Below are 22,765 nucleotides of genomic sequence, written 5' to 3' on the forward strand. Positions count from 1 at the left end.
CTCCCCCGCCCGCGCGGTCTCACCGCGGGCGCCCCCCCCGCTCTCCCCTCCCCCCCCCCCCCCCCCCCCCCCCGCCCCCGGCGCGGCCCCCCCCCCCCCCCCCCCCCCTTCCGCTTGTCGTGAGTGCAGCGGTCGTATCCCTACGCCGCCACCGTCGCGACCGGGAATCCCGGCGTACGACGGACCCGGCGCTCCGCGTCGACCGCGAAGATCTCGCAGCCGGGCCTCGCGGCGGCCCAGTCGACCCCCTCCGGGCCCATCGCGAAGGCCGCGGTGGCCGTGGCGTCCGCCTCCGTCAGCGACGCGGCGACGACGGAGATGCTGAGGAGTCCGGTCGCGGGGCGGCCGGTGCGGCCGTCGACGATGTGGTCGCCGCGTTCGTAGCGCGCGGAGGTCGCCACCGCCCCGTCGGTCAGCTCCAGGACCGTGCACAGCTGGTCGGCGTGCTCGGGGTGCCGTACGCCGACCCGCCACGGCCCGCCGGACACGACCACGTCGCCGCCGGCGTTGAGGATGAAGCGCCGGGCCCCGGCGGCGGTGAGCAGTTCGGCCGCCCGCTGTACCGACCAGCCCTTGACGACCGCGCAGGGGTCGAGGGGCCGCCCGGGCAGCCGGACGTCGAAGGCGCCGCCGGTCGCGAGCCGGTACTGCTCGCAGAGGTCGAGGACCTCGGTCAAGTCCGCGCTGAGGTCGGGGAGTTGGAGCTCGCCCCGGTCGTAACGGCAGACCTCGCTGTCCGGGCGGAACGGGCTGAAGCGGGCGTCGACCTCGCGCAGCCAGGCGAACAGCGCGTCGGCGGTCTCCTCCATGCCGGAACCGCTGCCCTCGTCGTCGATCCGCAACGACACCGGGAACCCCATCACATGCTCAACGCGGTTCATCTCAGGCGCCCTTGGCGTCAATGGCGGCCTGGAGCGACTGGACGTAGGCGTCGCTGGTGATCGTGGCGCCGGAGACCGTGTCGATCTTCGAGCTCTGCGCCTTGAGAGTCTCCTCGATCAGCACCGGGACGGCCGCGGTGGTCTGCGGGTGGTTCGGCTGCTGGAGCATGCTCACGGCGCTGATCTTGTCGCCCTCGAAGGTGACCTGCACCTGCACGGTGCCCTTGGAGGTGCTGATCGCGGTGCCCTGGACGACCTTCTTGGCGGACCCGGACGACGTGGATCCGGAGGCCGACGAGGAAGCCGACGGGGTGGGCGTCGACGCCGCCTCCGTGGTCGCCGTACTCGTCGAACTCGTCGTCGTCCCGATGGACGGCTCGTAGCGCCACACGGGAATCAGACCCGCGACGGACAGCACCAGGACAGGTATGACTCGCTTCACGATATTTCTCTCATCCCGCCAGGCTGAAGCGTTCGAAGTGGATCTGCTGCTTGGGCACGCCCATGTCGCCGAGGGTGCGCAGCACCGCGTTCATCATCGGCGGGGGACCGCAGAGGAAGACGTCGCGGTCGGCGATGTCCGGTACGAGGCGGGCGAGTTCACGCGAGGACAGCTTGTCGGGGACGGGCGGGCCGGTGAGCAGGTGCAGTTCGGCGCCCTTGGACCGGGCCAACTCGGCCAGTTCGCCGTAGAGGACCGCGTCGCGTTCGGCGGAGACGCGGTAGAGGACGACCGCGTGGCCCTCCAGGTCCTCCAGCAGGGCGCGGATCGGAGTGACGCCGACGCCGCCCGCGATGAGCAGGGACTCGGTCTTCCTGCGGTGCAGGGTGGTGAAGGCGCCGTAGGGGCCCTCGGCGAAGACGCGGGTGCCGACCTTGAGGTGGCGCAGGGCGGCCGTGCCGTCGCCGGCCGTCTTGGCGGTGAGGCGGAGGCCGGTGCCGTCGGGGGCGGCCGAGAGGGAGAAGGGGTTGGCCTGCCACCAGCGGTCCTTGGTAAGGAAGCGCCAGAGGAAGAACTGGCCTGCCTGGGCGGGGAGTTGGTGGAGGTCGCGGCCGGTGATGTAGATCGAGACCACGTTGTCGGACTCGGGGACGACCGCCGAGACCCGGAACTGGTGGCGGAGGTTGCGCCACAGCGGCAGGACCAGGCGGCCCAGGGCGACCGAGCCGAGCGCCACGCCCCAGACGGCGTACCAGTACGTCTTCGCGGCGGAGGACGCCGTGAACGTCGTACCGACCGCGACCTGGTGGGTGAAGGCGAGGACCACCGCCACGTAGGTGTAGAGGTGGATGAAGTGCCAGGTCTCGTAGGCGAGGCGGCGGCGGGCGTAGCGGGCGGAGGTCGCGCCGATGACGAGGATCAGGGCGAAGGCGACGAGTGCGCGCAGGATGCCCTCGGTGGTCTCGGCCAGGTCGACGACCTCGCCGACGGGCCCGGTGTCGGTGCCCTCCGCGTAGCCGAAGGCGATGAAGACGAGGTGTCCGAGCAGCGTCCAGAGCAGGGCGAAGCCCGTCCAGCGGTGCCAGGAGGTCAGCCGGTCCATGCCGATGCGGCGGTCGAGCCAGGGCAGGCGGGCCACGAGCAGCAGCTGGAAGGCCATGACGAGCGCGCCGTAGAGGCCGAGGAGGCGGCCGATGACGATCAGCGAGTTGGAGGCGAATCCGGCCTGGGCGAAGAAGACGGTCACCACGGCGACGTTCGCGGCCAGCACGGCGTACAGGCCGGTGCGGGCCACCACCCTGGGGCGTATCGCCGTGGGGGGCGCAGGGGGTGATTGGACGGTCGTCACGGACGGCAGCTCCTTGATCGGGTCCTGGGAGACGAGCTTGACCTCGGGGCGCTGTCGTTTTCCTGTCGAACAACTTTCAAGTACTTATCGATGTGGGTGCGGCGGTGCCGCGGGTCTGGCGCCGATCGGCGCGTGAAGCACTATGAGCAGGTGGAAAAAGTACGACTCCTCGTCGTGGACGACGACCCGCCGATCGCCGACCTTGTCGCGACGGTCGCCCGGTACGAGGGCTGGGAGGCCGCGTGCGCGTACTCCGGTGAGGAGGCGCTGACCGTCGCCGCCGAGTTCCAGCCGGACATCGTGGTGCTCGACCTGATGCTGCCCGGCCTGGACGGCTTCGGTGTGCTGGACCGGCTGCGGCACTCCGGGACGATGGTGCCCGTGGTGTTCCTCACCGCGCGGGACGCGGTCGCCGACCGGGTCGCCGGGCTGACCCGGGGCGGGGACGACTACCTGGTCAAGCCGTTCGCGGTGGAGGAGCTGATGGCCCGGCTGCGGACCGTGCTGCGGCGCAGCACCGGGCCCGGTTTCCCGCGCTCGGTGCTGCGGGTCGCGGACCTGACGATGGACGAGGACACCCGGGAGGTGCGGCGCGGCGACCAGTTGCTCACGCTCACGCCGACCGAGTACGAGGTGCTGCGCTATCTGATGCGCAAGTCGCCGACCGTGCTCACCAAGGCGCAGATCCTCGACCATGTGTGGGAGTACGGCTTCGGCGGCCGCTCCAATGTGGTGGAACTGGTGGTCAGCCGGCTGCGCCGGAAGCTGGACGAGGGGCATGATCCGCTGATCCACACGGTGCGCGGCTTCGGCTATGTGATCCGGCAGGCCGCCGAGTGATCGCGCGGCTGCGGCGCACGTACCGGCGGCTGCGGCTGGGCACCCGGCTGGCGCTGGGGCTCGGGGCGCTGGCCCTGGTGGCGTTCGCCGTCGTCGGCACGGCCCTGACGACCTACATGCGGGACTACCTGTCGAACCAGCTCGACGACCAGCTCGGGCTCGCCCAGGTCGCCCAGTCCAAGTCCATCGCGGCGAACGGCTCCCTCCAGGGCAAGAAGTACTACCGCTGGTACTACGCCGTGTACGACGTCAAGGACGGCACCCCGGTGCTCCGCAAGCCCGAGGAGAGCTCGGACCTGCCCGCCGACATAGGCGACCTCACCTCTGTGGCCAAGGCGCAGATCTCCGCGGGCAGCGAGGTGCTGCGCACCAGGAACATCACGGGTGAGGGCGAGTACCGGCTGCGCGGCTGCGAGGTCGAGCCCGGTGTGGTGCTGGTCAGCGGCGCGCCGATGGACGCGATCGACAACACGGTACGACAGCTGGTGATCATCCAGGTGGTCGCCTTCGGTCTCGCCCTGCTGGCGCTGGTGGTGCTCGGCCGCAGGCTGCTGCGGCGCGGGCTGCAGCCGCTGAGCGACATGGCGCACACCGCGCACGGCATCGCCTCGCACGATCTGACCGACTCGGCGGCCCGGCTGCCGCTGCGTGCGGAGAACCGCGACGGCGGGCCCGAGGTGGAGGAGTTGCGCACCGCGTTCAACACGATGCTGGAGCACATCGACGACTCCCTCGCGGTGCGCGCGGAGGCGGAGCAGCGGCTGCGCCGGTTCGTCGCGGACGCCTCGCACGAGCTGCGGACGCCGCTGATGTCGGTGCGCGGCTACGCGGACCTGTTCCAGTACGCGGCGGCGAACGTGCCCGAGGAGCGGGACAAGCACCTGGCCCGGCTGCGCGCCGAGGCGGCCCGCATGGGCATCCTGCTCGACGACCTCCTCCTGCTGGCCCGCCTCGACGCGGCGGACGTGGAGACGCCGATACGGCTGCAGGACGCGGAGCTGGTGGAGCTGGTGGCGCAGGCGGCGGACGCGTTCCGCGCCGGGCATCCGGACCGTCCGCTGACGGTGACGGTTCCGCCGGCCCCGGTCCGGCTGCGGGTCGACCCGGTCCGGATCCGGCAGGTGCTGGACAACCTGCTGACCAACGCGGCCGTGCACACCCCGCCCGGCACCGAGGTGTCGGTGACGGTCTCGGTCGGCGCCGGTACGGCGTCGGTGCGGGTCGCGGACGCGGGCCCCGGCATCCCGGAGGCCGACCGGGACCAGGTCTTCGACCGCTTCTACCGCGTCGACAAGGCCCGCAGCCGCGACCGGGGCGGCAGCGGCCTCGGCCTCGCGGTGGCCCGCTCGCTGGCCCGGGCCCACGGCGGCACGGTCGAGCTGACGGCGGAGCCGGGGGCGACCGTGTTCACCGTGACGATTCCGCTCGGAGGCGGATCGGCCTGGACCTAGGCTCGGCGCACCCCATGTGACTACCATGGGTGACGTGGCGTCACTTGCGGCTCAGAACCATCAACTGGCTCTGTTTGTTCGGCAGTTGCCACGCCCCACAGCTGTGAAAGCGCTGTCACATACCGCGCCACACATTGTCGTAGGCCGCATCCTCGACGTTCTTCCGCTGCCGCACCGCCTCCAGTTCCGTCACCGCGTCGTGGACGGCTGCGAGGACGGTGTCCAGGGCCTCGTCGGTGACCTTCGCGGAGTCCTCCTCCGGCACCTCGCGGATGCCGACGGCCGCGGCGAGCTGGGCGAGGACGGGTTCGCCCGTGGCCCAGCGGTCCGCCGCCCGGCTGCGGGCCGGGGAGTCGACCAGGGCCGCCCTGCCGCTGCGGACCAGGTTCCAGCGACCGCGCTGCCGGGCGATCAGGCCTTCCTTCTCCAGCGCGGCGAGATAGGCCGAGACCAGCCCCCGCCCCCGCCGCCACAGCCAGTCCTCGACCGACTCGTACGGCGTCTCCCGTACGAGGGCGCCCGCGGCCTCGTCCAACAGGCCGTCCGGCAGGGGAACTTGGAGTTTCGGCACGATCAGTTCGCCGTCCAGCGCGACGGCTTCGGCGGCGAGGAGGTCGACCACCTCCGCTCCCGCGAGCGCGAGCGAAAGCTCACCCGACTCGACGGGGCGGTCGGGGGCGACATCCATGGCGACGATCAGCAGGTCCCGGGGTGTGCTCATGGGTGCCAACCTAGCGCGGCTCGTGCGAGGAGGCAGCGACACCCAACGTTTACATAATTCCGTTCCGCAGTCGGTCATGTTTCGGGACCATGAGCCTCGGATGAATACCAGGGGCTTTTGGACCGCTTGCGCCACTGCGGTCCGAATGGCGTGCCCTCTGAAGGAAATTGGCGGGGTTTCCGGTTGTTTGGGGGCCGGTTCGGGCTGGCCGGATCATTTCCCTGCAACTGGCGCTTACCTTTCCGTTGTTGACCGCCGAGTAACAGTGACGCTAGCTTTCAACCAGCCATCTCGCGTCTCTGCGATTCCGTTCGGCGCCTACAGGCCGAAACCCCCCACCGTGCAGTTTCACCGTTTATTCGGAGAATCATGACGTCTGTCGCGCGCGCCGCAGAAATGATCATTGGAATCACGCCGTTCCATGAACCGGATGCCAGACTCGCGGCGGCCGTGAGCCGCGCCGGCGGGCTCGGTGTACTGGATCTGGGAATTGGTGATCGAAGATCCAGAGAGGCTCTGGCGCGAATCCGACGCTGGTCCCCCGGCCCTTTCGGGGTACGGATCGGCGCCCACTGCCGGATCGCCCCCGAGGAACTCGCCACGGCCGCCGACGGCGGCCCGAACACCGTCGTGATCGCCACGGACGCTCCCTGGCGGGTCGAGGAGGTCGCCGACTCGTTCCGGGTGCTGGTCGAGATCACCGACCCCGACCAGGCCCTGACGGCGGTCCGCTCCGGTGCGCACGGGCTCATCGCCCGGGGTGCCGAAAGCGGCGGCCGCATAGGCGAGTTGAGCACGTTCGTGTTGCTCCAACGGCTGCTCGCCGAGCCCGGTGTGACCCTCCCGGTCTGGGCCTGCGGCGGCATCGGCCCGCGTACGGCCGCCGCGGCGGTGGCCGGTGGCGCGGCCGGAGTCGTGCTGGACAGCCAGTTGGCGCTGCTCGCCGAGTCGGCACTGCCGGAGACGGCGGCAGCGGCGCTGCGCTCGATGGACGGTTCCGAGACCACGGTGATCGCCGGTCACCGGGTACTGCTGCGCCGAGGGCCCGACGCCCCGCAGGTCCCCGCCGAGCGGGTCTCCGAGCTGCTCGGCGCCCGCGACCCGCGCACCCAGCTGCTGCCGGTCGGCCAGGACGGCTTCCTCGCCGCGCGGTTCGCGGAACGCTGGGGCGATGCGGGCCGGACGGTGCGTGAACTGACGGCCGCGATAAGGGAGTCGATACGGGACGAAGGACCGGCCGAAGCATTGCGCGACGGCTCCCCGATGAGCCGACGCCTCGGCACCCGACTCCCCCTCGCCCAGGGCCCGATGACCCGCGTCAGCGACCAGGCGGAGTTCGCCACAGCTGTCGCCGGGGGCGGTGCGCTGCCGTTCGTGGCGCTGGCGCTGGCGAGCGGCGAGCAGTCGCGGACGGTCCTCGCCGAGACCCGCGCCGCCGTGGGCGAACGGCCCTGGGGTGTCGGGGTGCTCGGCTTCGCGCCCGAGGAACTGCGCACCGCCCAGCTCGACGCCGTACGCGAACTGCGCCCCAGGCACGCGATCATCGCGGGCGGACGGCCCTCGCAGGCCGAGGTGCTGGAGCGGGCCGGGATCTCCACGTTCCTGCACGTTCCCTCGCCGGGGCTGCTGCGGCAGTTCCTGGACGCGGGGGTACGCAGGTTCGTGTTCGAGGGCTCAGAGTGCGGCGGGCATGTCGGACCGCGCGGCAGCTTCCCGCTGTGGGAGGCCCAACTCGCCGTCCTGGACGACTTCTTGGCGACCGCCAAGGCAGGTACGGCCGAGCAGGTCGAGGTGTTCTTCGCGGGCGGTGTCCACGACGCCCGCTCGGCGGCGATGGTGGCCGCCCTCGCCGCACCGCTCACCGCACGCGGCGCGGCCGCCGGCGTCCTGATGGGCACCGCCTACCTCTTCACCGAGGAGGCCGTGTCGTGCGGGGCGGTCCAGCCGCTCTTCCAGGAGCAGGTGATACGGGCCACCCGGACCGCGCTCCTGGAGACCGCGCCCGGTCACGCGACCCGCTGCGTCCCGAGCCCCTTCAGCGACAACTACCTCGAATTCGAGGCCCAGTTGCGCGCGGAGGGCGTGCCCGACCGGCAGATCTGGGAGCGGTTGGAACGGCTCAACGTCGGCCGGCTGCGCATCGCCAGCAAGGGTGTGGAGCGGGACGCGGACGGTGCGCTGGCCGCCGTGGACGAGCAACGGCAGCTCGCCGAAGGGATGTTCATGGCCGGTGAGGTCGCCGTACTGCGGTCGGCGACCACCACCGTCGAGGCCCTCCACCGCTCGGTGACCGAGGAGGCCGCCGACTTCCTGGCCGACAGCGCGCGAACCGCCCGCGCCCTCCTCGGAGTTGAGGAACAGGCCGAACCGGAGCCGCCCGCCCCGCTGGACATCGCTGTCATCGGCATGGCCTGCATGTTCCCCGAAGCCCCCGACCTGCCCACCTTCTGGGCGAACATCCTCGGCGGACGCGACGCGGTGACCGAGGTCCCGGCCGACCGCTGGGACCCCGCCGTGCACTACGCGGACGACAAGAGCGGCGCCACCCCGTCGAAGTGGGGCGGCTTCCTGCCCCGCATCCCCTTCGACCCGCTGCGCTACGGCATCCCGCCGACCTCCCTCGGCAGCATTGAACCGGTCCAACTGCTGGCCCTCGAGGCCGCCCGGCGCTCCCTGGAGGACGCCGGATACGGCGACCGGGGGCGGGAGTTCGACCGCGCACGCACCTCCGTGGTGTTCGGCGCGGAGGCGGGCAGCGACCTGTCCAACGCGACGACGCTGCGCGCCGTACTCCCCTCCTACTACGGGAAGATCCCGCGGGGCATCGAGGAGCAGCTCCCCACGCTCACCGAGGACTCCTTCCCCGGCATGCTCTCCAACGTCATCTCGGGCCGGATCGCCAACCGGCTCGACCTCGGCGGGGCCAACTTCACGGTCGACGCGGCCTGCGCGTCCTCGCTGGCCGCCGTCGACGTCGCCTGCAAGGAACTCGTGGGCGGCACCAGCGACATCGTTCTGTGCGGCGGCGCCGACCTCCACAACGGCATCAACGACTACGTCCTCTTCTCCTCCGTGCACGCCCTGTCCCCGACCGGCCGCTCGCGCGCCTTCGACAACTCGGCGGACGGCATCGCGCTCGGCGAGGGTGTCGCCTGCGTGGTCCTCAAGCGGCTCGCGGACGCGGAGCGGGACGGCGACCGGATCTACGGCGTCATCAAGGGAGTCGGCAGCTCCAGCGACGGCCGCTCACTGGGCCTGACGGCGCCCCGGCCGGAGGGACAGCGGGCCGCGCTGGAGCGGGCGTACCGCAACGCGGGTGTCTCCCCCGCCTCGGTCGGCCTGGTCGAGGCGCACGGCACCGGCACGGTCGTCGGCGACCGGACCGAACTCTCCATCCTCAGTGAGGTGTTCACCGAGTCCGGTGCGGAGACGGGCAGTTGTGCGCTCGGCTCGGTCAAGTCGCAGATCGGGCACACCAAGTGCGCCGCCGGACTGGCCGGACTGATCAAGACCGTGCTGTCCCTCTACACCGGGGTCAAGCCGCCCACCCTGCACATGAAGCAGCCCAACTCGGCCTGGAAGGAGGAGGACAGTCCGTTCGTCTTCCACGCCCGGCCCCGGCCGTGGGCGGCTCCCGCCGAGGAACGTGTCGCGGGACTCAGCGCGTTCGGCTTCGGCGGCACCAACTTCCACACGGTGATCCAGGCCTACGGCGATGCCGTTCCGCCCGCGCACGGCCTGGACGCGTGGCCCGCCGAGCTGTTCACCTTCCGGGGAGTGGACCGGTCCGGAGCGCGCCGGGGCATCGAGGAGACCCTCAAGCTCGCCGAGTCGGGTTCCTGGAAGCTGCGCGACCTCGCGCTCAGCGCGTCCCGCCGCTCGGACCCACGGCACGAACCGGTCCAAGTGGCCGTCGTGGCCACGGATGTCGAGGAGCTGGTCGGGCAGTTGCGGCGGGCCCTCGACGGCGAGCACGATCCCGCCTCGGGAATCCACGCGGCCGGCCTCCAGGAGGACACCGGCAAGGTCGCCTTCCTCTTCCCCGGCCAGGGCAGTCAGCGCCCCGGGATGCTCGCAGACGTGTTCATCGCCTTCCCCGAGCTGCAGCACTATCTGCACCTCGGCCGCGACCACGCCGACGCGCTCTACCCGCCGACCGCCTTCGACGACACCGCCCGCGACCGCCAGCAGGCGGGGCTCACCGACACCCGGGTCGCGCAGCCCGCGCTGGGCATCGCCGGGCTCGCCGCCCACGCCCTGCTCACCGAGGCGGGCGTACGGCCCGACATGGCGGCCGGGCACAGTTACGGCGAGCTGGTCGCCCTGTGCGCGGCAGGCGCCATCGCCCCGGAGGCGCTGCTGCAACTGAGCGCCGAGCGCGCGGCGGCGATCCTCGAAGCCACCGGCGCCGACGACCCGGGCACCATGGCCGCGGTCGCGGCCGGCGCCGAGGACGTCGAGCAGGCCCTCAAGACAGCGGGCGCACCCGACTCGGTCGTCGTCGCCAACCACAACTCACCCCGCCAGACGGTGATTTCGGGCCCGACCGAGGCCGTCGCCTCAGCCGTACGGCTATTGCGTGAGGCCGGTCTCGGTGCCAAGCGGATCCCCGTCGCCTGCGCCTTCCACAGTCCGCTGGTGGCGGCGGCGGGCGAACGGTTCGCCCAGGCCCTCGCCCAACAGGCCGTGCTCACCCCCGAGTTCCCCGTGTGGTCCAACCGCACGGCGGCCCCGTACGGCGAGGGCGCCGACGCGGTCCGGGCCGAACTCGCCGCGCAGATCGGGGCACCGGTCGGCTTCGTCGCGCAGATCGAGGCGATGTACGAGGCGGGGGCGCGGGTCTTCGTGGAGGCCGGTCCCGGCTCGGTGCTGACCCGGCTGGTCGCCCAGATCCTCGGGGATCGTCCGCACCGCACGGTCGCGTGCGAGCCCCGGCAGGACAGCGGGCTGCGCGGCTGGCTCGACGCGCTGGCCCAACTGGCCGTCGCGGGACTGCCGGTGCGCACCGGATGGCTCTTCAACGGGCGCGACGCCGTCGACGCGGCCCGGACCCCCGTGCCCAAGCGACCCGGCTGGACGGTCGACGGACAGCTGGTCCGCACCGCCGCCGGAGAACTCCTCCCCGGTGCCCTCGCACCGGCCCGACGCGTTGTGGAGACGACTGTGACGACGAACCCTCAGGGCGGCGCCCCCGTCGAGGCCAACAGGGACGCGCTCATCTCCGAATTCCTGCGCACCAGCCGCGAGATGGTGGCCGCCCAACGGGACGTGCTGCTCACCTACTTCGGCGCGGCACAGGCGACGGTGCCCCAGGGGACCTGGATTCCCGCACCGGCGCCCGCCCTGGTCGAGGCGCTCCCGCAGCTGCCCGCCCTGCCGACCGCCGCCGAGGCCCCCGTCGCCCAACAGCCCACCACGCAGCCGGAGTCGGCGCCCGAGGCCGTCACCGAGGACTATGTGCTGCGGGTCGTGCTGGAGATCATCAGCGAACGCACCGGCTATCCCGTCGACATGATCGAACCCGACCTCGACCTGGAGGCGGACCTCAGCATCGACTCCATCAAACGGGCCGAGATCGCCGGTGAGTTGGCCCAGCGGCTGGGCATCGGCGGCGGCGCGGACATCGCCTCGCTCGACGACGCCGAGCTGGAGGACCTGGCGAAGGCGCGTACGGCGGCGTCCGTCACGGGCTGGCTGGCGGCACGGCTGACCGAGCCCGCCGCCCCGGCAGCCGACACCTCCCCGCAGGACGAGGTCACAGGCTCCGCGCCCAAGCGCCTCCAACTGCGGCCGGTACTGCTGCCGCACCAGGACAGCGACAACCCGGCGGACCCGACGTCCGTCCTGAGCGGCCGACGGTTCGTCCTCCACGGAGACGGCGACGTCCCCCAGGCGGTCGCTGCCCGCCTCTCCTCGTACGGCGCCGACACGGTGACCGTCGCTCCCGAGCACCAACTCACCGCAGCGGACGGCCAGGTGGACGGTGTGCTTTATCTCGCGCCGCTCACCGCTTCGGCGCCGGTGCTGCCCGACGCGTTCCCCGTGTTCCAGACCGCGCTGAGCCGCGCGCCGCGCCAACTGATCGCCGTACAAGGGGCGGAGAGCGGATCGGCGGGGCTGCACGGGCTGTTCCGTACGGTGGCGCGCGAGTACCCGGACACCGTCGCGCGCCTCGTCGAGGTGGCGGACACCGCACCGGCCGCCGTCGCCGACGCGCTGCTCGCCGAACTGCTGGCGCCCGTCGATGAGCCGGTCGTGCTGCGAACTGCCGCCGGACGGCACGGACTTGAGCTGGTCGAGACACCGCTCGGCGCGCTCGCGACCAACGGGGCCGGACCGGCGGGTGACGGGGTCGCCGAGGCCGCCGCGATCGGTCTTGACCGTGACGCGGTGGTGCTGCTGGTGGGCGGTGCGCGGGGCATCACCGCGAAGTTCGCCGTCGCGCTCGCCGCGGCCTCCCGGTGCCGTATCGAACTCCTCGGCAGGACGGCCGCGCCGGCCGGACCCGAGGACCCGGCGACCGCGGGTGCCCGCACCCCGGCCGAACTGCGCGCGGCCCTCGCGGGCCAGGGCGGGCGCACGCCGGCCGAGATCAACCGCGCCGCCGAACTCCTGCTCGCCCAGCGGGAGATCACCGCGACCCTGGACGAACTCGCCGCCCTCGGCAGCGAGGCCCGCTACCACTCCGTCGACTTCCGCGAACCGGACGCGGCGCTCCAGGCCGTCAAGGAGATCCACGCCGAGCACGGCCGTCTCGACGGTGTCGTCTACGCGGCCGGGGTCATCGAGGACCGGCTGATCGCCGAGAAGACCACCGAGTCCTTCCAGCGGGTCTACGGCACGAAGACGCACGGCGCCGAGACCCTGCTGTCGGCGCTGGAGGAACTGCCCAACGGCCCTGCCTTCGCCGTCCTGTTCGGCTCCATCTCGGCCGTGCTCGGCAACCGCGGGCAGGTCGACTACGCAGCGGCCAACGACGCCCTGGAGAGCCTCGGCACGGCCTGGTCGGCGCGCACCGGACACCGGGCGCTGACCGTGCACTGGGGACCGTGGGCGCCCACCGGCGGCCACCACGGCATGGTCACACCGGAGTTGGGACGCGAGTACGCGCGGCGCGGTATCTCGCTGATCGACCCCGAGGAGGGCACCGCGGCCCTGCTGCGCGAGCTGGCCTTCGGCGACGAGTCGGCCGGGGCCGTCGTCTACACCGCTTCGGGCTGGTGACATGACCGACCGTCAAGTGCCGGTCGCCATCGTGGGAATGGCGGTGCTGCTGCCCGGCGCCGCCGACCTCGACGCGTACTGGCGGAATCTGCTCAACGGCACGGACGCCATCGGCGAGGTGCCGGACGGGCGTTGGGACGCGGACTACTACCGGCCGGACTCCGCGAACGGTCCGGCCGTGGCCGACCAGGTGTACTGCCGACGCGGCGGCTTCGTCGACGAGCTGGCAGAGGTCGAGGTCACCCGGTTCGGCATCATGCCGAACTCGGTGCCCGGCACCGAACCCGACCAGCTCATCGCCCTCCATGTGGCCGCCGCCGCGCTCGCCGACGCGGGCGGGGAGAGCCGACTGCCCGACCGGCACCGCGTCGGCGTGGTGCTCGGCCGGGGCGGCTATCTCACCCCCGGCCTGGTCCGCCTCGACCAGCGGGTCCGTACGGCGGGCCAACTGGTCCGCACTCTGGGCGAGTTGCTGCCCGACCTGGACGCCGGTCAACTCGACCGGATCCGCACGGCGTTCACCGACCGGCTCGGCCCCGACAGTCCCGAGTCGGTCATCGGCCTCGTCCCGAACCTCGCGGCGTCCCGGGTCGCCAACCGCCTCGACCTGCGCGGCCCGGCGTACACGGTGGACGCGGCCTGCGCGTCCTCGCTGATCGCAGTCGACCAGGCGGTGACCGAACTCGCCGCCGGACGCTGCGACTTGATGCTCGCCGGAGGCGTCCACCACTGTCACGACATCACGCTGTGGAGCGTGTTCTCCCAACTCCGCGCGCTCTCCCCGAGCCAGCGCATCCGCCCCTTCCACCGGGACGCCGACGGCATCCTCATCGGCGAGGGCACGGGGGTCGTCGTCCTCAAGCGCCTCGCCGACGCCGAACGCGACGGCGACCGGATCTACGCCGTCATCCGGGGCACCGGCGTGTCCAGCGACGGCCGCGCCGCGAGTCTCGTCAACCCCGACTCGACCGGCCAGACCCACGCCGTACGGCAGGCCTGGGAGGCGGCGGGGCTCGATCCGGCGCTGCCCGGTTCGATCGGCCTGCTGGAGGCGCACGGCACGGCGACGCCCGCCGGTGACGGGGCCGAACTGGCCACGCTGGCCGAGGTGTTCGGGGACAGCGGCACCTCTCAAGGCAGCGCCGTTATCGGCTCCGTGAAGTCGATGATCGGTCACACGATGCCGGCCGCCGGAGTGGCCGGTCTGGTCAAGGCCGCCCTCGCCGTGCACCACGGAACCCTGCTGCCGACCCTGCACTGCGACGACCCGCATCCGGCGCTCGCGGCCACCCGGTTCCGTCCGCTGGAGAAGGCGGCGCCCTGGGAGACCACGCCCGAACAGCCGGTGCGGCGGGCGGCGGTGAACGCGTTCGGGTTCGGCGGCATCAACGCGCATGTGGTGCTGGAGGAGGCGCCGAACGCGCGGAGCCCACGTCCGGCCGTCGTCGACGAACCGGAACGCGTGCTGGCCCTCGCCGCCGACAGCCCCGAGGCGCTCGCCGCGCTGCTGGACGCGGACGACTCCGCACTGCTGGCCACAGCCAACTCCTTCTCCGGCCGCACTCGCCTCGGCATCGTCGCCCCGGACGCCAAGCGGCTCGCGCTCGCTCGGCGCGCGGTCGCCAAGGGGCGGGCGTGGCAGGGCCGTAGCGATGTGTGGTTCACGCCGAGCCCGTTGATCGGGCCCGGCGCGGGGAAGCTGGCGTTCGTCTTCCCGGGCCTGGAGGGCGACTTCACGCCCCGGGTCGAGGACGTGGCCGCGCACTTCGGACTGCGGGAGAACCGCTCCTCAACTCCCGCGCAGGTGGGGGATGTCGGCCGCCACGGCTTCGATGTGGTCGGCGTGGGACGGCTGTTGGACGCCGCGCTGCGCCGGATGGGTGTCGTGCCCGACGCGGTCGCCGGGCACAGTGTCGGCGAGTGGACGGCGATGACGGCCGCCGGGGTGTACTCGCCGGACGAGGTGAGCGACTTCATGGAGTCGTTCGACCCGGACTCGGTGACCGTGCCGGGGCTGGCCTTCGGGGCGATCGGGGCTCCCGCCGAGCGCGTGCTGTCGGCGCTCGCCGCCGAGTGGCCGGACTCCGGGATCGTCCTCTCGCACGACAACGCGCCGGGCCAGTCGATGGTGTGCGGGCCGGAGCAGGCGGTGGACGCGTTCGTGCGGTCGTTCCGCGCGCAGGGTGTCCTGAGCCAGGTGCTGCCGTTCCAATCGGGCTTCCACACACCGATGTTGAGGCCCTACCTCGCGCCGATCGAGGAGGCCACGAACCGCTTCCGGCTGCATCCTCCGACGGTCCCCCTGTGGTCCGGGACGACCGCCTCGCCGTTCCCCACGGACGAGACGGCGGTCCGTGAGCTCTTCGTCCGGCATCTGCTGGAGCCCGTGCGCTTCCGGCAGCTTGTCGAAGCCATGTACGACGCCGGTCATCGTGCGTTCGTCCAGGTCGGCACCGGCCAACTCGGTTCCCTGATCGACGCGACGCTCAGCGGACGCGATCACCTGGTCGTGGCCGCCAACTCGCCCCACCGCTCGGGCCTCGCCCAACTCCGGCGCGTGACAGTGGCATTGTGGGCAGCCGGAGGGGCTGTGGACCCGTTGGCTCTGGCCCAGCAGAGACCGGTCCAACGACAGGAACGGCCCCCGGTACGGCTCGACTTGGACGGGTCCCTGGTCTCTCTCGACGCCCCGAGCCTGGTGAAACTCCGGGCGGAACTGCGCACGCCGCTCCCGACGAGCGCCGCCGCGTCCCCCCTGGACGCGCTCACCGACCGCTTCCCGGCAGCCGCGGAACTGCACGCCCTGATACGGGAGACCGCCGACACGGCCGCCCAACTCCTCGGCGCGGGCAGCCGCCGTACTGTGGCGACCATCCCGGCTCCACCCCGGCAGCAGCCGCCCGCTCCGCCCCGGGAATGGCAGACCACGGTCCGTGTCTCCCCCGAGGCCATGCCCTACCTCATGGACCACTGCTTCTTCCCGCAGCGCCCCAACTGGCCCGATGTGGCGGACCGTTGGCCCGTGGTCCCGGCCACCACGATCGTCCAGCACATCATCGATGCGGCCGAGCGGACCGCGCCCGGCATGCGGGCGGTCGCCGTGCACGACGCGCGGTTCGACCGCTGGCTGACGGCGACGCCGTCCGTCGACGTACCGGTGCGGGTGGTCACCGAGGCCACCGGCCGGCTCGCCGTCTCCTTCGGCCCGCACGCCCGCGGGGTGGTCGAGTTGGCTCCCGCCTACGCCACCTCGCCCCCTCCCCACGGCCGCCCGGACCCGACCACCGAGCGCGTCCCCGACCACACCGCGTCCCATCTCTACGACGAGCGCTGGATGTTCCACGGCCCGGCGTTCCAGGGCGTCACCGAACTCACCGCGATCGGCGACCGCCACGTACGCGGCACGATCACCACACCCCCCGCACCCGGCTCCCTGCTCGACAACGTGGGCCAGATCCTGGGCTACTGGATCATGTCGACCCGCACCGAACGTACCGTCGTCTTCCCGGTCGGCATGCGCGAGATGCGTTTCTACGGCCCACATCCGCGCCCCGGCACGGAAGTCGACTGCCTGGTGCGGATCACCTCGCTCACCGACACCGCGCTCGAATGCGACGTACAGCTCACGGTCGACGGCGCGGTGTGGGCGGAGCTGACCGGCTGGCAGGACCGGCGTTTCGACAACGACCCGCAGACCAGGCCGGTCGAGCGCTTCCCCGAACGCAACACGCTCTCCGAGGCCCGCCCCGGCGGCCGGACCCTGCTGCACGAGCGCTGGCCCGACCTCGCCTCCCGCGACCTCATCATGCGCAACTCCCTGAGCAGCGTGGAGCGTTCGCAGTACGCGGAGCATCCGCCGCGCGGTCGCCGGCAGTGGCTGCTGGGCCGGATCGCGTTGAAGGACGCGGTACGGCAGTGGCTGTGGGGTCATGGCGAGGGGCCCGTGTTCCCGGCCGAGATCCGGGTCCACAACGACGAGTCGGGCCGCCCGTACGTCACCGGCCTGCACGGCCGCACCCTGCCCCCGCTGGACGTCTCGCTGGCCCATGCCGCCGAGGCCGCCGTCGCGATCGTACGACCGCACTCCCCCGAACCCGGACCCGGAATCGACATCGAGGAAGTCGTCGAGCGGGACCCCGCCACCCTCGCCACCGCTCTGGGCGAGGAGGAACTCGCGCTCCTGCACGCCCAGTTGACGGCATCCGGCGAGTCGGAGGCGCTGTGGTTCACCCGCTTCTGGGCGGCGAAGGAGGCGGTCGCCAAGGCGGAGGGCACCGGCTTCGGTGGCCGGCCGCGCGACTTCACCGTCTTCCAAGTGGTCTCCGGATCACGCCTGTTGGTGTCCGGGCGGCTGGAACGCGCCTACACCGTGCACTGCGAGCCGGCCGGCAATCCCCCCAATCTGCCGGACAGGACCTATGTCGTGGCCTGGACGACGGGACCCGCGCACGAAGAGGAGTACGACCGATGACCCCCACCACCGAGGACACCGTCCTCGCCGACCTCACCGGCATGCTGACCGCGCTCCTGGAGGACGAGTACGGCGTCGACGACGTCGAGATCACCATGGCGACGACCTTCAACCGCGACCTGGAGCTGGAGAGCATCGACCTGGTGACTCTCGCCGGGCTGCTCCAGGAGCACTACGGCACGAAGGTCAACTTCGCCGAGTTCCTGGCCGGGATGGAGTTCGACGAGATCATCGAACTCACCGTCGGCCGACTCGTGGAGTACGTCGTGGGGAGCCTCAAGGCAGCCGAGGCGGGCTGAGTCATGGCGATGGTCGACACCGGTCAACTCCGGTTGCACGTACAGCGAATGAGCCCACCCGACGGTCGCCCGGTGACGGCCACGGCGGTGCTCGTGCACGGTCTGCTCACCGACAGCCTGGCCAGCTACTACTTCACCCTCGCCCCGCCGTTCGCGTTGGCGGGCATCGACGTCGTCATGTACGACCTGCGCGGTCACGGCCGCAGCGCACGCCCGGCGACCGGCTACACCCTCGACGACAACATCGACGACCTGGAGGCGCTGCTCGACCGCCTGGAGGTCACTGGACCGGTCCATCTGGTCGGCAACTCCTACGGCGGGACGGTCGCGTTCGGCTACGCGGCCCGCCATCCGCAGCGGGCCGCCAGTGTCTCCCTCATCGAGTCGGAACCGGCGACCGACGCCTGGGCGCCGAAGCTCGGCGGCATCCTGGACCGGGTGCTGCACGAGCTGGCGCACAACGAGGACGACGCGATCGCCTGGATCAGCGCGAACCGAGGTCACAACACGGCCCGCCTCGCGAAGGGCGCGGCCAAGCTCGCCCGGGAGACCTCCCTCTCCCAGGACATCCCGGCCAGCAGGGTATTGACGGAGGATCAGATCCGGGCGGTGCACTGCCCGGTGCTCGGCGTCTACGGCGGCGACTCCGACCTCGCCCTGCTCGCCCCTTGGCTGGAGTCCGTGCTGCCGGACTGCCGCACCGTCGTCGTGCCGGGTCACGAGCACTCGGTGCTGGTGGAGGCGGCGGGCACGGTCGGCGGCCACATCCTCTCCCTGATCCAGGAGGCGAGCGCGACCGAGGTGGCCGTCCGGTGAGCCGGTTCCTCTTCGTCGTACCGCCGCTGGTCGGCCACATCAACCCGGCGACCGGCGTGGCCGCCGAACTCGCATCGCGCGGCCACGAGTTGGCCTGGGCCTGCGCCGATCCCGATCTCGTGCGGCGGCTCGCGGGCGAGTCGGCCCGGGTGTTCCCGTGCGCAGGACCGGTCCCGGGCACGGGCGAGGGCGTACGGCCCCCCGACATCCGTGGGCCGGAGGCGCTGAAGTTCCTGTGGGAGGCCTTCCTCGCGCCGCTCGCCGAGCAGATGGCGCCCGGAGTCGCCGCCGCCGTCGAGAAGTTCGGGCCCGACGTGATCGTCACCGACCAACAGGCCCTGGCCGGCGGCCTGGTGGCGGAGCGACTCGGCATCCCGTGGGCGACCTCGGCCACCACCTCGGCCGAGTTCACCGACGTGTTCGCGGGCATACCCAAGGTCGGGCTCTGGCTGGACGAGTTGCTGCACCGGCTCCGCACCGACCTCGGCGACCCGTCCGGCACCGGCGACCCCCGCTTCTCGCCGCACCTGGTGCTCGCGTTCAGCACCCCTGAACTCGTCGGCCCCGAGGCGCGGCAGGGCGAGCAGATCCGCTGGGTGGGCCCGTCGATCGCGCCCCGCCCGGCCGTGCCGGACTTCCCCTGGGACTGGCTGGACCGGTCCCGCTCCCTGGTCCTGGTCAGTCTCGGCACCGCCAACACCGATGTGGGCGCCCGATTCCTCACCGAGTGCGTGACGGCACTGCGGGCGCGAACGGACCGCGTACAGGCGGTGATCGCGGATCCGGGCGGCGCATTGGACCGGTCCGACGAAGAGGACAAGGACCTCTTGGTCCTGCCCTCCATCCCCCAACTCCCGCTCCTCGAAAGGGCGGACGCGGTGGTCTCGCACGCCGGGCACAACACGGTGTGCGAGGCGCTGTGGCACGGCGTCCCGCTCGTCGTGGCGCCGATCCGCGACGACCAGCCGGTGATCGCCGGGCAGGTCACCGGCGCGGGCGCGGGCGTCCGGGTCCGCTTCGGCCGGGTCACCGCCCCGAAGCTGGGCGCGGCGATCGACGCCGTCCTCCACGAACCCGGCCACCGCGCCGCGGCCGACCGCGTCCGTACGGCGTTCCGCGCGGCCGGAGGCAGCCGCGCGGCGGCCACCCATCTGGAACTGCTGGCCACCGGCGCGTCCCCGAAGGAGACCCCGTGAGCACCGAGGACGACCCGAGACCACCGAGCCGCAACGACCAGGTGGCGGCGCTACGGCCCGGCTACCAGGCCGACCTGGCCGACGGCCTCGACCGCTTCTTCGAGCCCAGGCGCGAGACCTGCCCCTGGTGCGACTCGTCGCGGCTGAAGACCCGGCTGCGCACGAAGGACCTGATCCAGCACAAGCCGGGCACCTTCGTCCTGGACCGCTGCGAGGACTGCCGGCACACATTCCAGAATCCCCGACTGAGCCCGGCGGGCCTGGAGTTCTACTACCGGGACTTCTACGACGGCCTGGGCGAGAAGCAGTTGGGCAACACGTTCGCCGCTCGTACCAAGATGTACGAGCAGCGCGCGGAGTCGCTGCTCCCGCACTCGCCGACTCCCAAGAACTGGCTGGACGTCGGCACCGGGCACGGCCACTTCTGCGAGTCGGCCCGCACGGTGTACCCGGACACGACCTTCGACGGCCTCGACTTCACGGACGGCGCCGAACTCGCCGAACAGGCGGGGCGGGTGGAGCGCGGCTATCGCGGCAGCTTCCCGGAGCTGGCCCCGAATCTCGCGGGCCACTACGACGTCGTCAGCATGTTCCACTACCTGGAGCACAGCACGGAGCCCGAGCGCGAATTGGCGGCGGCACACCAGGCCGTTCGTCCCGGTGGCCACCTGCTGATCGAGGTCCCGGACCCCGACAGCCGCTACGCCGGTCTGCTGGGCCGCTGGTGGCTGCCCTGGCTCCAGCCCCAGCACCTGCACTTTGTCCCGGTCCAAAACCTGCGCGCCCGTCTCACGGACCTCGGCTTCACGGTCGTGGCGGAACAGCACGCGGAACCGCACGACCCGGTCGACCTCCTCGCCGGCACCTGGCTGGCCCTGGACACGGCAGCGCCCCGCGACAACCTCCCGTGGCTGCCGAAGCCCCCGACCGCCCTGGCCCGTACCGGCCGCGCGGCGGTCCTGATCGCGGGGATCCCGGCCCTGATCCTGGGCACGCTCCTGGACCGGTTCGTGGTGAAGCGGCTGTCGCATCGACTGCGGGTGTCGAACGCCTATCGACTGGTGGCGCGACGGGACTGAGCCCGGGCACGAGCACGTGCCCCCTGCCAGCGGCCATTGAATGATGCATTCACCGCGTCTAGCATCACATGGTGATTCCATCATTTCTCGTCCGACTCTCGCCGATCCCGGCGGAACAGACGACGACGAGCGGCCGCGGCCCGGTTCCGGGGGCTCCGGCCGCTCGTCCATGAGGTCCGAACTCAGCTGGCCGTACGCCTGATCCGCCCCTCGTACCGCTTCTCCAGCTCAAGGTTGCCCTCGAAGCCGCCCGGCACATTGGCCGAGACGTATACGGGCGGCCGGTCCCCGGAGGCGAGGAGCTGGGCCGCCGCCTCCGCGACCGTCAGCTGGACGAGCATCGCGCCGGTGAGTGTGGACAGGGCGCAAACGGCACCCCCGCCCGGGAGTTCGAGGAGGGCGTCGCCGCGCGGGGCCGCGTTGTCGAGGACGACGTCCGCGAGGTCGACGAGCTTTTTGCCGCTCGGGTGGCCGGCGGGAACGGCGTGTGTGTGGGCGAGCGAGGTGATGGCGAGGAGGCGGTGACCGCGCTCCTTCACCCGCAGGGCCATTTCCACGATCACCTTGTTGACACCGGAGTTGGAGATGATGACGAAGAGGTCCTGCGGGTTGGGCGCGGCCAGGTCGTAGAGCCGGTCGGCGACTCCGGCCTGCCGCTCCAGCAGCGGGTCGTCGAGCACACTCGGGGCGTCGCCGCCGTAGAGGACGAGGTCGGCGATGCTCAGGCGGTTGGTGGGCACCAGACCACCGGCGCGGCCCGCGAGTTCGAGGACCATGGCCTGGGAGTGGCCGGTGCCGAAGGCCTGGACGACGCCGTCGGTGCGGACGCAGTCCGCGATCAGTGCGGCGGCCCGGGACACGGTCTCGCGGCTGGATGCGGTGATGCGCTGGAGAACGGCCAGGCTCTCGCGCGCGAAGATCTCGGCGCTCACGGACTCGGCGGACACGCGATACTCCCCACCGGTGGATCAAACCACCTATTCTTTCCCGATCAATGAATCAATAAATCACACGCGGTCCTGGTATTCAATCGATGGCCTCTGGGGTGGCTGATACCTTCTCCACATGCCCCCGACAGACGTCACCACCCTCATCCGCACGGAGCTGCCCCGGCTGGCGGGCTCGTTGCGGAAGGTCGGCGAACTGATCCTGGAGGATCCGGCCGCCGTCACCCACTGCTCGGCCGCCGAGCTGGGCCGCCGTACCGGCACCTCGCAGGCGACGGTGACCAGGTTCTGCCGCGCGGTGGGCCTCGACTCGTACCAGCATCTGCTGATCGAACTGGCCCAGGAGCGCGGGCGCGGCGAGGTGTCCGACTGGGGCACCGCCGAGATCGGCCCGGACATCTCCCCGGACGACGATCTGGAGCGGGTCGTGCAGGTCGTGGGCAGCGCGGACCTCAGAGCGGTCCAACAGACGATCGACCGCATCGACCTCGACGCGGTGGAGCGCGCGGCCACCGCCGCGGCCCGCGCCCGGCGCATCGACGTCTACGGCATCGGCGGCAGTGGGGCGGTCGCCCAGGAGACCGAGACCCGGCTGTTCCGCATCGGCTGTGCGGTGCGCGGCTGGACCGAGGTGCATGCCGCCGCCACCTCCGCGGCCCTGCTCACCCCGGCGGACGTCGCCATCGGCATCTCCCACTCGGGTTCGACGCGCGAGACCATCGAGCCGTTCGAGCTGGCCAAGGAGCGCGGCGCCACCACCATCGCCCTCACCTCCGACCCGCGCTCCCCGCTCGCCCGCGCCGCCGACATCAGGCTCATCTCCTCGTCCTCGGCGACCAGTTTCCCCACCGGCATCATCGGCGCCCGCCACTCCGTACTGGTCCTCATCGACTGCCTCTACGTCCGCATCGCGCAGCTCTCCTACCAGCGCGCTAGCGCCTCGCTGGCCCTCACCGACCACATCGCCGGGGAACACACGGTGAAGGCCAGAAGAGGCCGGTGATCTGAACCCGGTCCAACCGCGATCTCGGCCGAGTCTGCATGGATGAA

General features: G+C 71.9%; 14 protein-coding genes. 9 read left to right on the forward strand and 5 right to left on the reverse strand.

Features of this window, described 5'->3' with window-relative positions:
• Positions 1–140 precede the first annotated feature (140 nt).
• The 3 genes from ACFXC1_RS11635 to ACFXC1_RS11645 are packed head-to-tail and all read right to left on the reverse strand — an operon-like array spanning position 141 to position 2,671.
• Entirely contained in the window at positions 141–881 is a 741-nt protein-coding gene (locus ACFXC1_RS11635; RefSeq protein ID WP_381241670.1) for an FAD:protein FMN transferase, read from the reverse strand.
• A gap of 1 nt (position 882) precedes the next feature.
• Positions 883–1,323 (reverse strand): FMN-binding protein, encoded by a 441-nt coding sequence (locus tag ACFXC1_RS11640; RefSeq protein ID WP_381241672.1) that lies wholly within the window; start codon positions 1,321–1,323, stop codon positions 883–885.
• Positions 1,324–1,333: 10 nt separating this feature from the next.
• Positions 1,334–2,671: a ferredoxin reductase family protein gene (locus tag ACFXC1_RS11645; RefSeq protein ID WP_381241674.1), complete on the reverse strand. Its 1,338-nt coding sequence runs from the start codon at positions 2,669–2,671 to the stop codon at positions 1,334–1,336.
• Between the two features lie 150 nt (positions 2,672–2,821).
• Between ACFXC1_RS11645 and ACFXC1_RS11650 the strand changes: the two genes are divergently transcribed.
• Entirely contained in the window at positions 2,822–3,511 is a 690-nt protein-coding gene (locus ACFXC1_RS11650; protein ID WP_381241925.1) for a response regulator transcription factor, read from the forward strand.
• On the forward strand, positions 3,508–4,962 hold the full coding sequence (locus ACFXC1_RS11655) for a sensor histidine kinase (protein WP_381241676.1): 1,455 nt from the start codon (positions 3,508–3,510) through the stop codon (positions 4,960–4,962). The genes ACFXC1_RS11650 and ACFXC1_RS11655 overlap by 4 nt, the downstream gene beginning before the upstream one ends.
• A 115-nt stretch (positions 4,963–5,077) precedes the next feature.
• Here the strand turns inward: ACFXC1_RS11655 and ACFXC1_RS11660 are convergent, their stop codons facing one another.
• Complete coding sequence (locus ACFXC1_RS11660) at positions 5,078–5,683, reverse strand: GOLPH3/VPS74 family protein (protein ID WP_381241677.1); 606 nt, start codon at positions 5,681–5,683, stop codon at positions 5,078–5,080.
• A gap of 369 nt (positions 5,684–6,052) precedes the next feature.
• Between ACFXC1_RS11660 and ACFXC1_RS11665 the strand changes: the two genes are divergently transcribed.
• From ACFXC1_RS11665 to ACFXC1_RS11690, 6 genes are read left to right on the forward strand one after another with little or no spacing between them, the layout of a single operon-like run.
• The gene (locus ACFXC1_RS11665; RefSeq protein ID WP_381241679.1) at positions 6,053–12,907 is read left to right on the forward strand and encodes an SDR family oxidoreductase; all 6,855 of its coding nucleotides are present in this window, start codon (positions 6,053–6,055) and stop codon (positions 12,905–12,907) included.
• 1 nt (position 12,908) lies between these two features.
• Complete coding sequence (locus ACFXC1_RS11670) at positions 12,909–17,378, forward strand: beta-ketoacyl synthase N-terminal-like domain-containing protein (protein WP_381241681.1); 4,470 nt, start codon at positions 12,909–12,911, stop codon at positions 17,376–17,378.
• Positions 17,375–17,677, forward strand: a complete 303-nt coding sequence (locus ACFXC1_RS11675; RefSeq protein WP_381241683.1) for an acyl carrier protein — start codon at positions 17,375–17,377, stop codon at positions 17,675–17,677. Before ACFXC1_RS11670 ends, ACFXC1_RS11675 begins: the two co-directional genes overlap by 4 nt.
• Positions 17,678–17,680: 3 nt before the next feature.
• Complete coding sequence (locus tag ACFXC1_RS11680; RefSeq protein WP_381241684.1) at positions 17,681–18,493, forward strand: alpha/beta fold hydrolase; 813 nt, start codon at positions 17,681–17,683, stop codon at positions 18,491–18,493.
• Positions 18,490–19,689: a nucleotide disphospho-sugar-binding domain-containing protein gene (locus ACFXC1_RS11685; protein WP_381241686.1), complete on the forward strand. Its 1,200-nt coding sequence runs from the start codon at positions 18,490–18,492 to the stop codon at positions 19,687–19,689. The genes ACFXC1_RS11680 and ACFXC1_RS11685 overlap by 4 nt, the downstream gene beginning before the upstream one ends.
• Positions 19,686–20,768, forward strand: coding sequence for a class I SAM-dependent methyltransferase (locus ACFXC1_RS11690; protein WP_381241688.1), 1,083 nt, complete (start codon positions 19,686–19,688; stop codon positions 20,766–20,768). Before ACFXC1_RS11685 ends, ACFXC1_RS11690 begins: the two co-directional genes overlap by 4 nt.
• A gap of 182 nt (positions 20,769–20,950) precedes the next feature.
• Here ACFXC1_RS11690 and ACFXC1_RS11695 read toward each other — a convergent pair whose 3' ends face one another.
• Positions 20,951–21,715: a sugar isomerase domain-containing protein gene (locus ACFXC1_RS11695; RefSeq protein ID WP_381241690.1), complete on the reverse strand. Its 765-nt coding sequence runs from the start codon at positions 21,713–21,715 to the stop codon at positions 20,951–20,953.
• Positions 21,716–21,833: 118 nt separating this feature from the next.
• Between ACFXC1_RS11695 and ACFXC1_RS11700 the strand changes: the two genes are divergently transcribed.
• Positions 21,834–22,718, forward strand: a complete 885-nt coding sequence (locus tag ACFXC1_RS11700; RefSeq protein WP_043678512.1) for a MurR/RpiR family transcriptional regulator — start codon at positions 21,834–21,836, stop codon at positions 22,716–22,718.
• Positions 22,719–22,765 lie beyond the last annotated feature (47 nt).

Origin of the sequence: Streptomyces hokutonensis, from assembly GCF_042751305.1 — a bacterium.
Lineage (GTDB): Bacteria > Actinomycetota > Actinomycetes > Streptomycetales > Streptomycetaceae > Streptomyces > Streptomyces hokutonensis_A.

Coding starts and splice junctions, on each gene's coding strand:
- ACFXC1_RS11635 (WP_381241670.1), bottom strand. CDS start 881: ATGAACCGCGTTGAGCATGTGATGGGGTTCCCGGTGTCGTTGCGGATC.
- ACFXC1_RS11660 (WP_381241677.1), bottom strand. CDS start 5,683: ATGAGCACACCCCGGGACCTGCTGATCGTCGCCATGGATGTCGCCCCC.
- ACFXC1_RS11665 (WP_381241679.1), top strand. CDS start 6,053: ATGACGTCTGTCGCGCGCGCCGCAGAAATGATCATTGGAATCACGCCG.
- ACFXC1_RS11670 (WP_381241681.1), top strand. CDS start 12,909: ATGACCGACCGTCAAGTGCCGGTCGCCATCGTGGGAATGGCGGTGCTG.
- ACFXC1_RS11675 (WP_381241683.1), top strand. CDS start 17,375: ATGACCCCCACCACCGAGGACACCGTCCTCGCCGACCTCACCGGCATG.
- ACFXC1_RS11680 (WP_381241684.1), top strand. CDS start 17,681: ATGGCGATGGTCGACACCGGTCAACTCCGGTTGCACGTACAGCGAATG.
- ACFXC1_RS11700 (WP_043678512.1), top strand. CDS start 21,834: ATGCCCCCGACAGACGTCACCACCCTCATCCGCACGGAGCTGCCCCGG.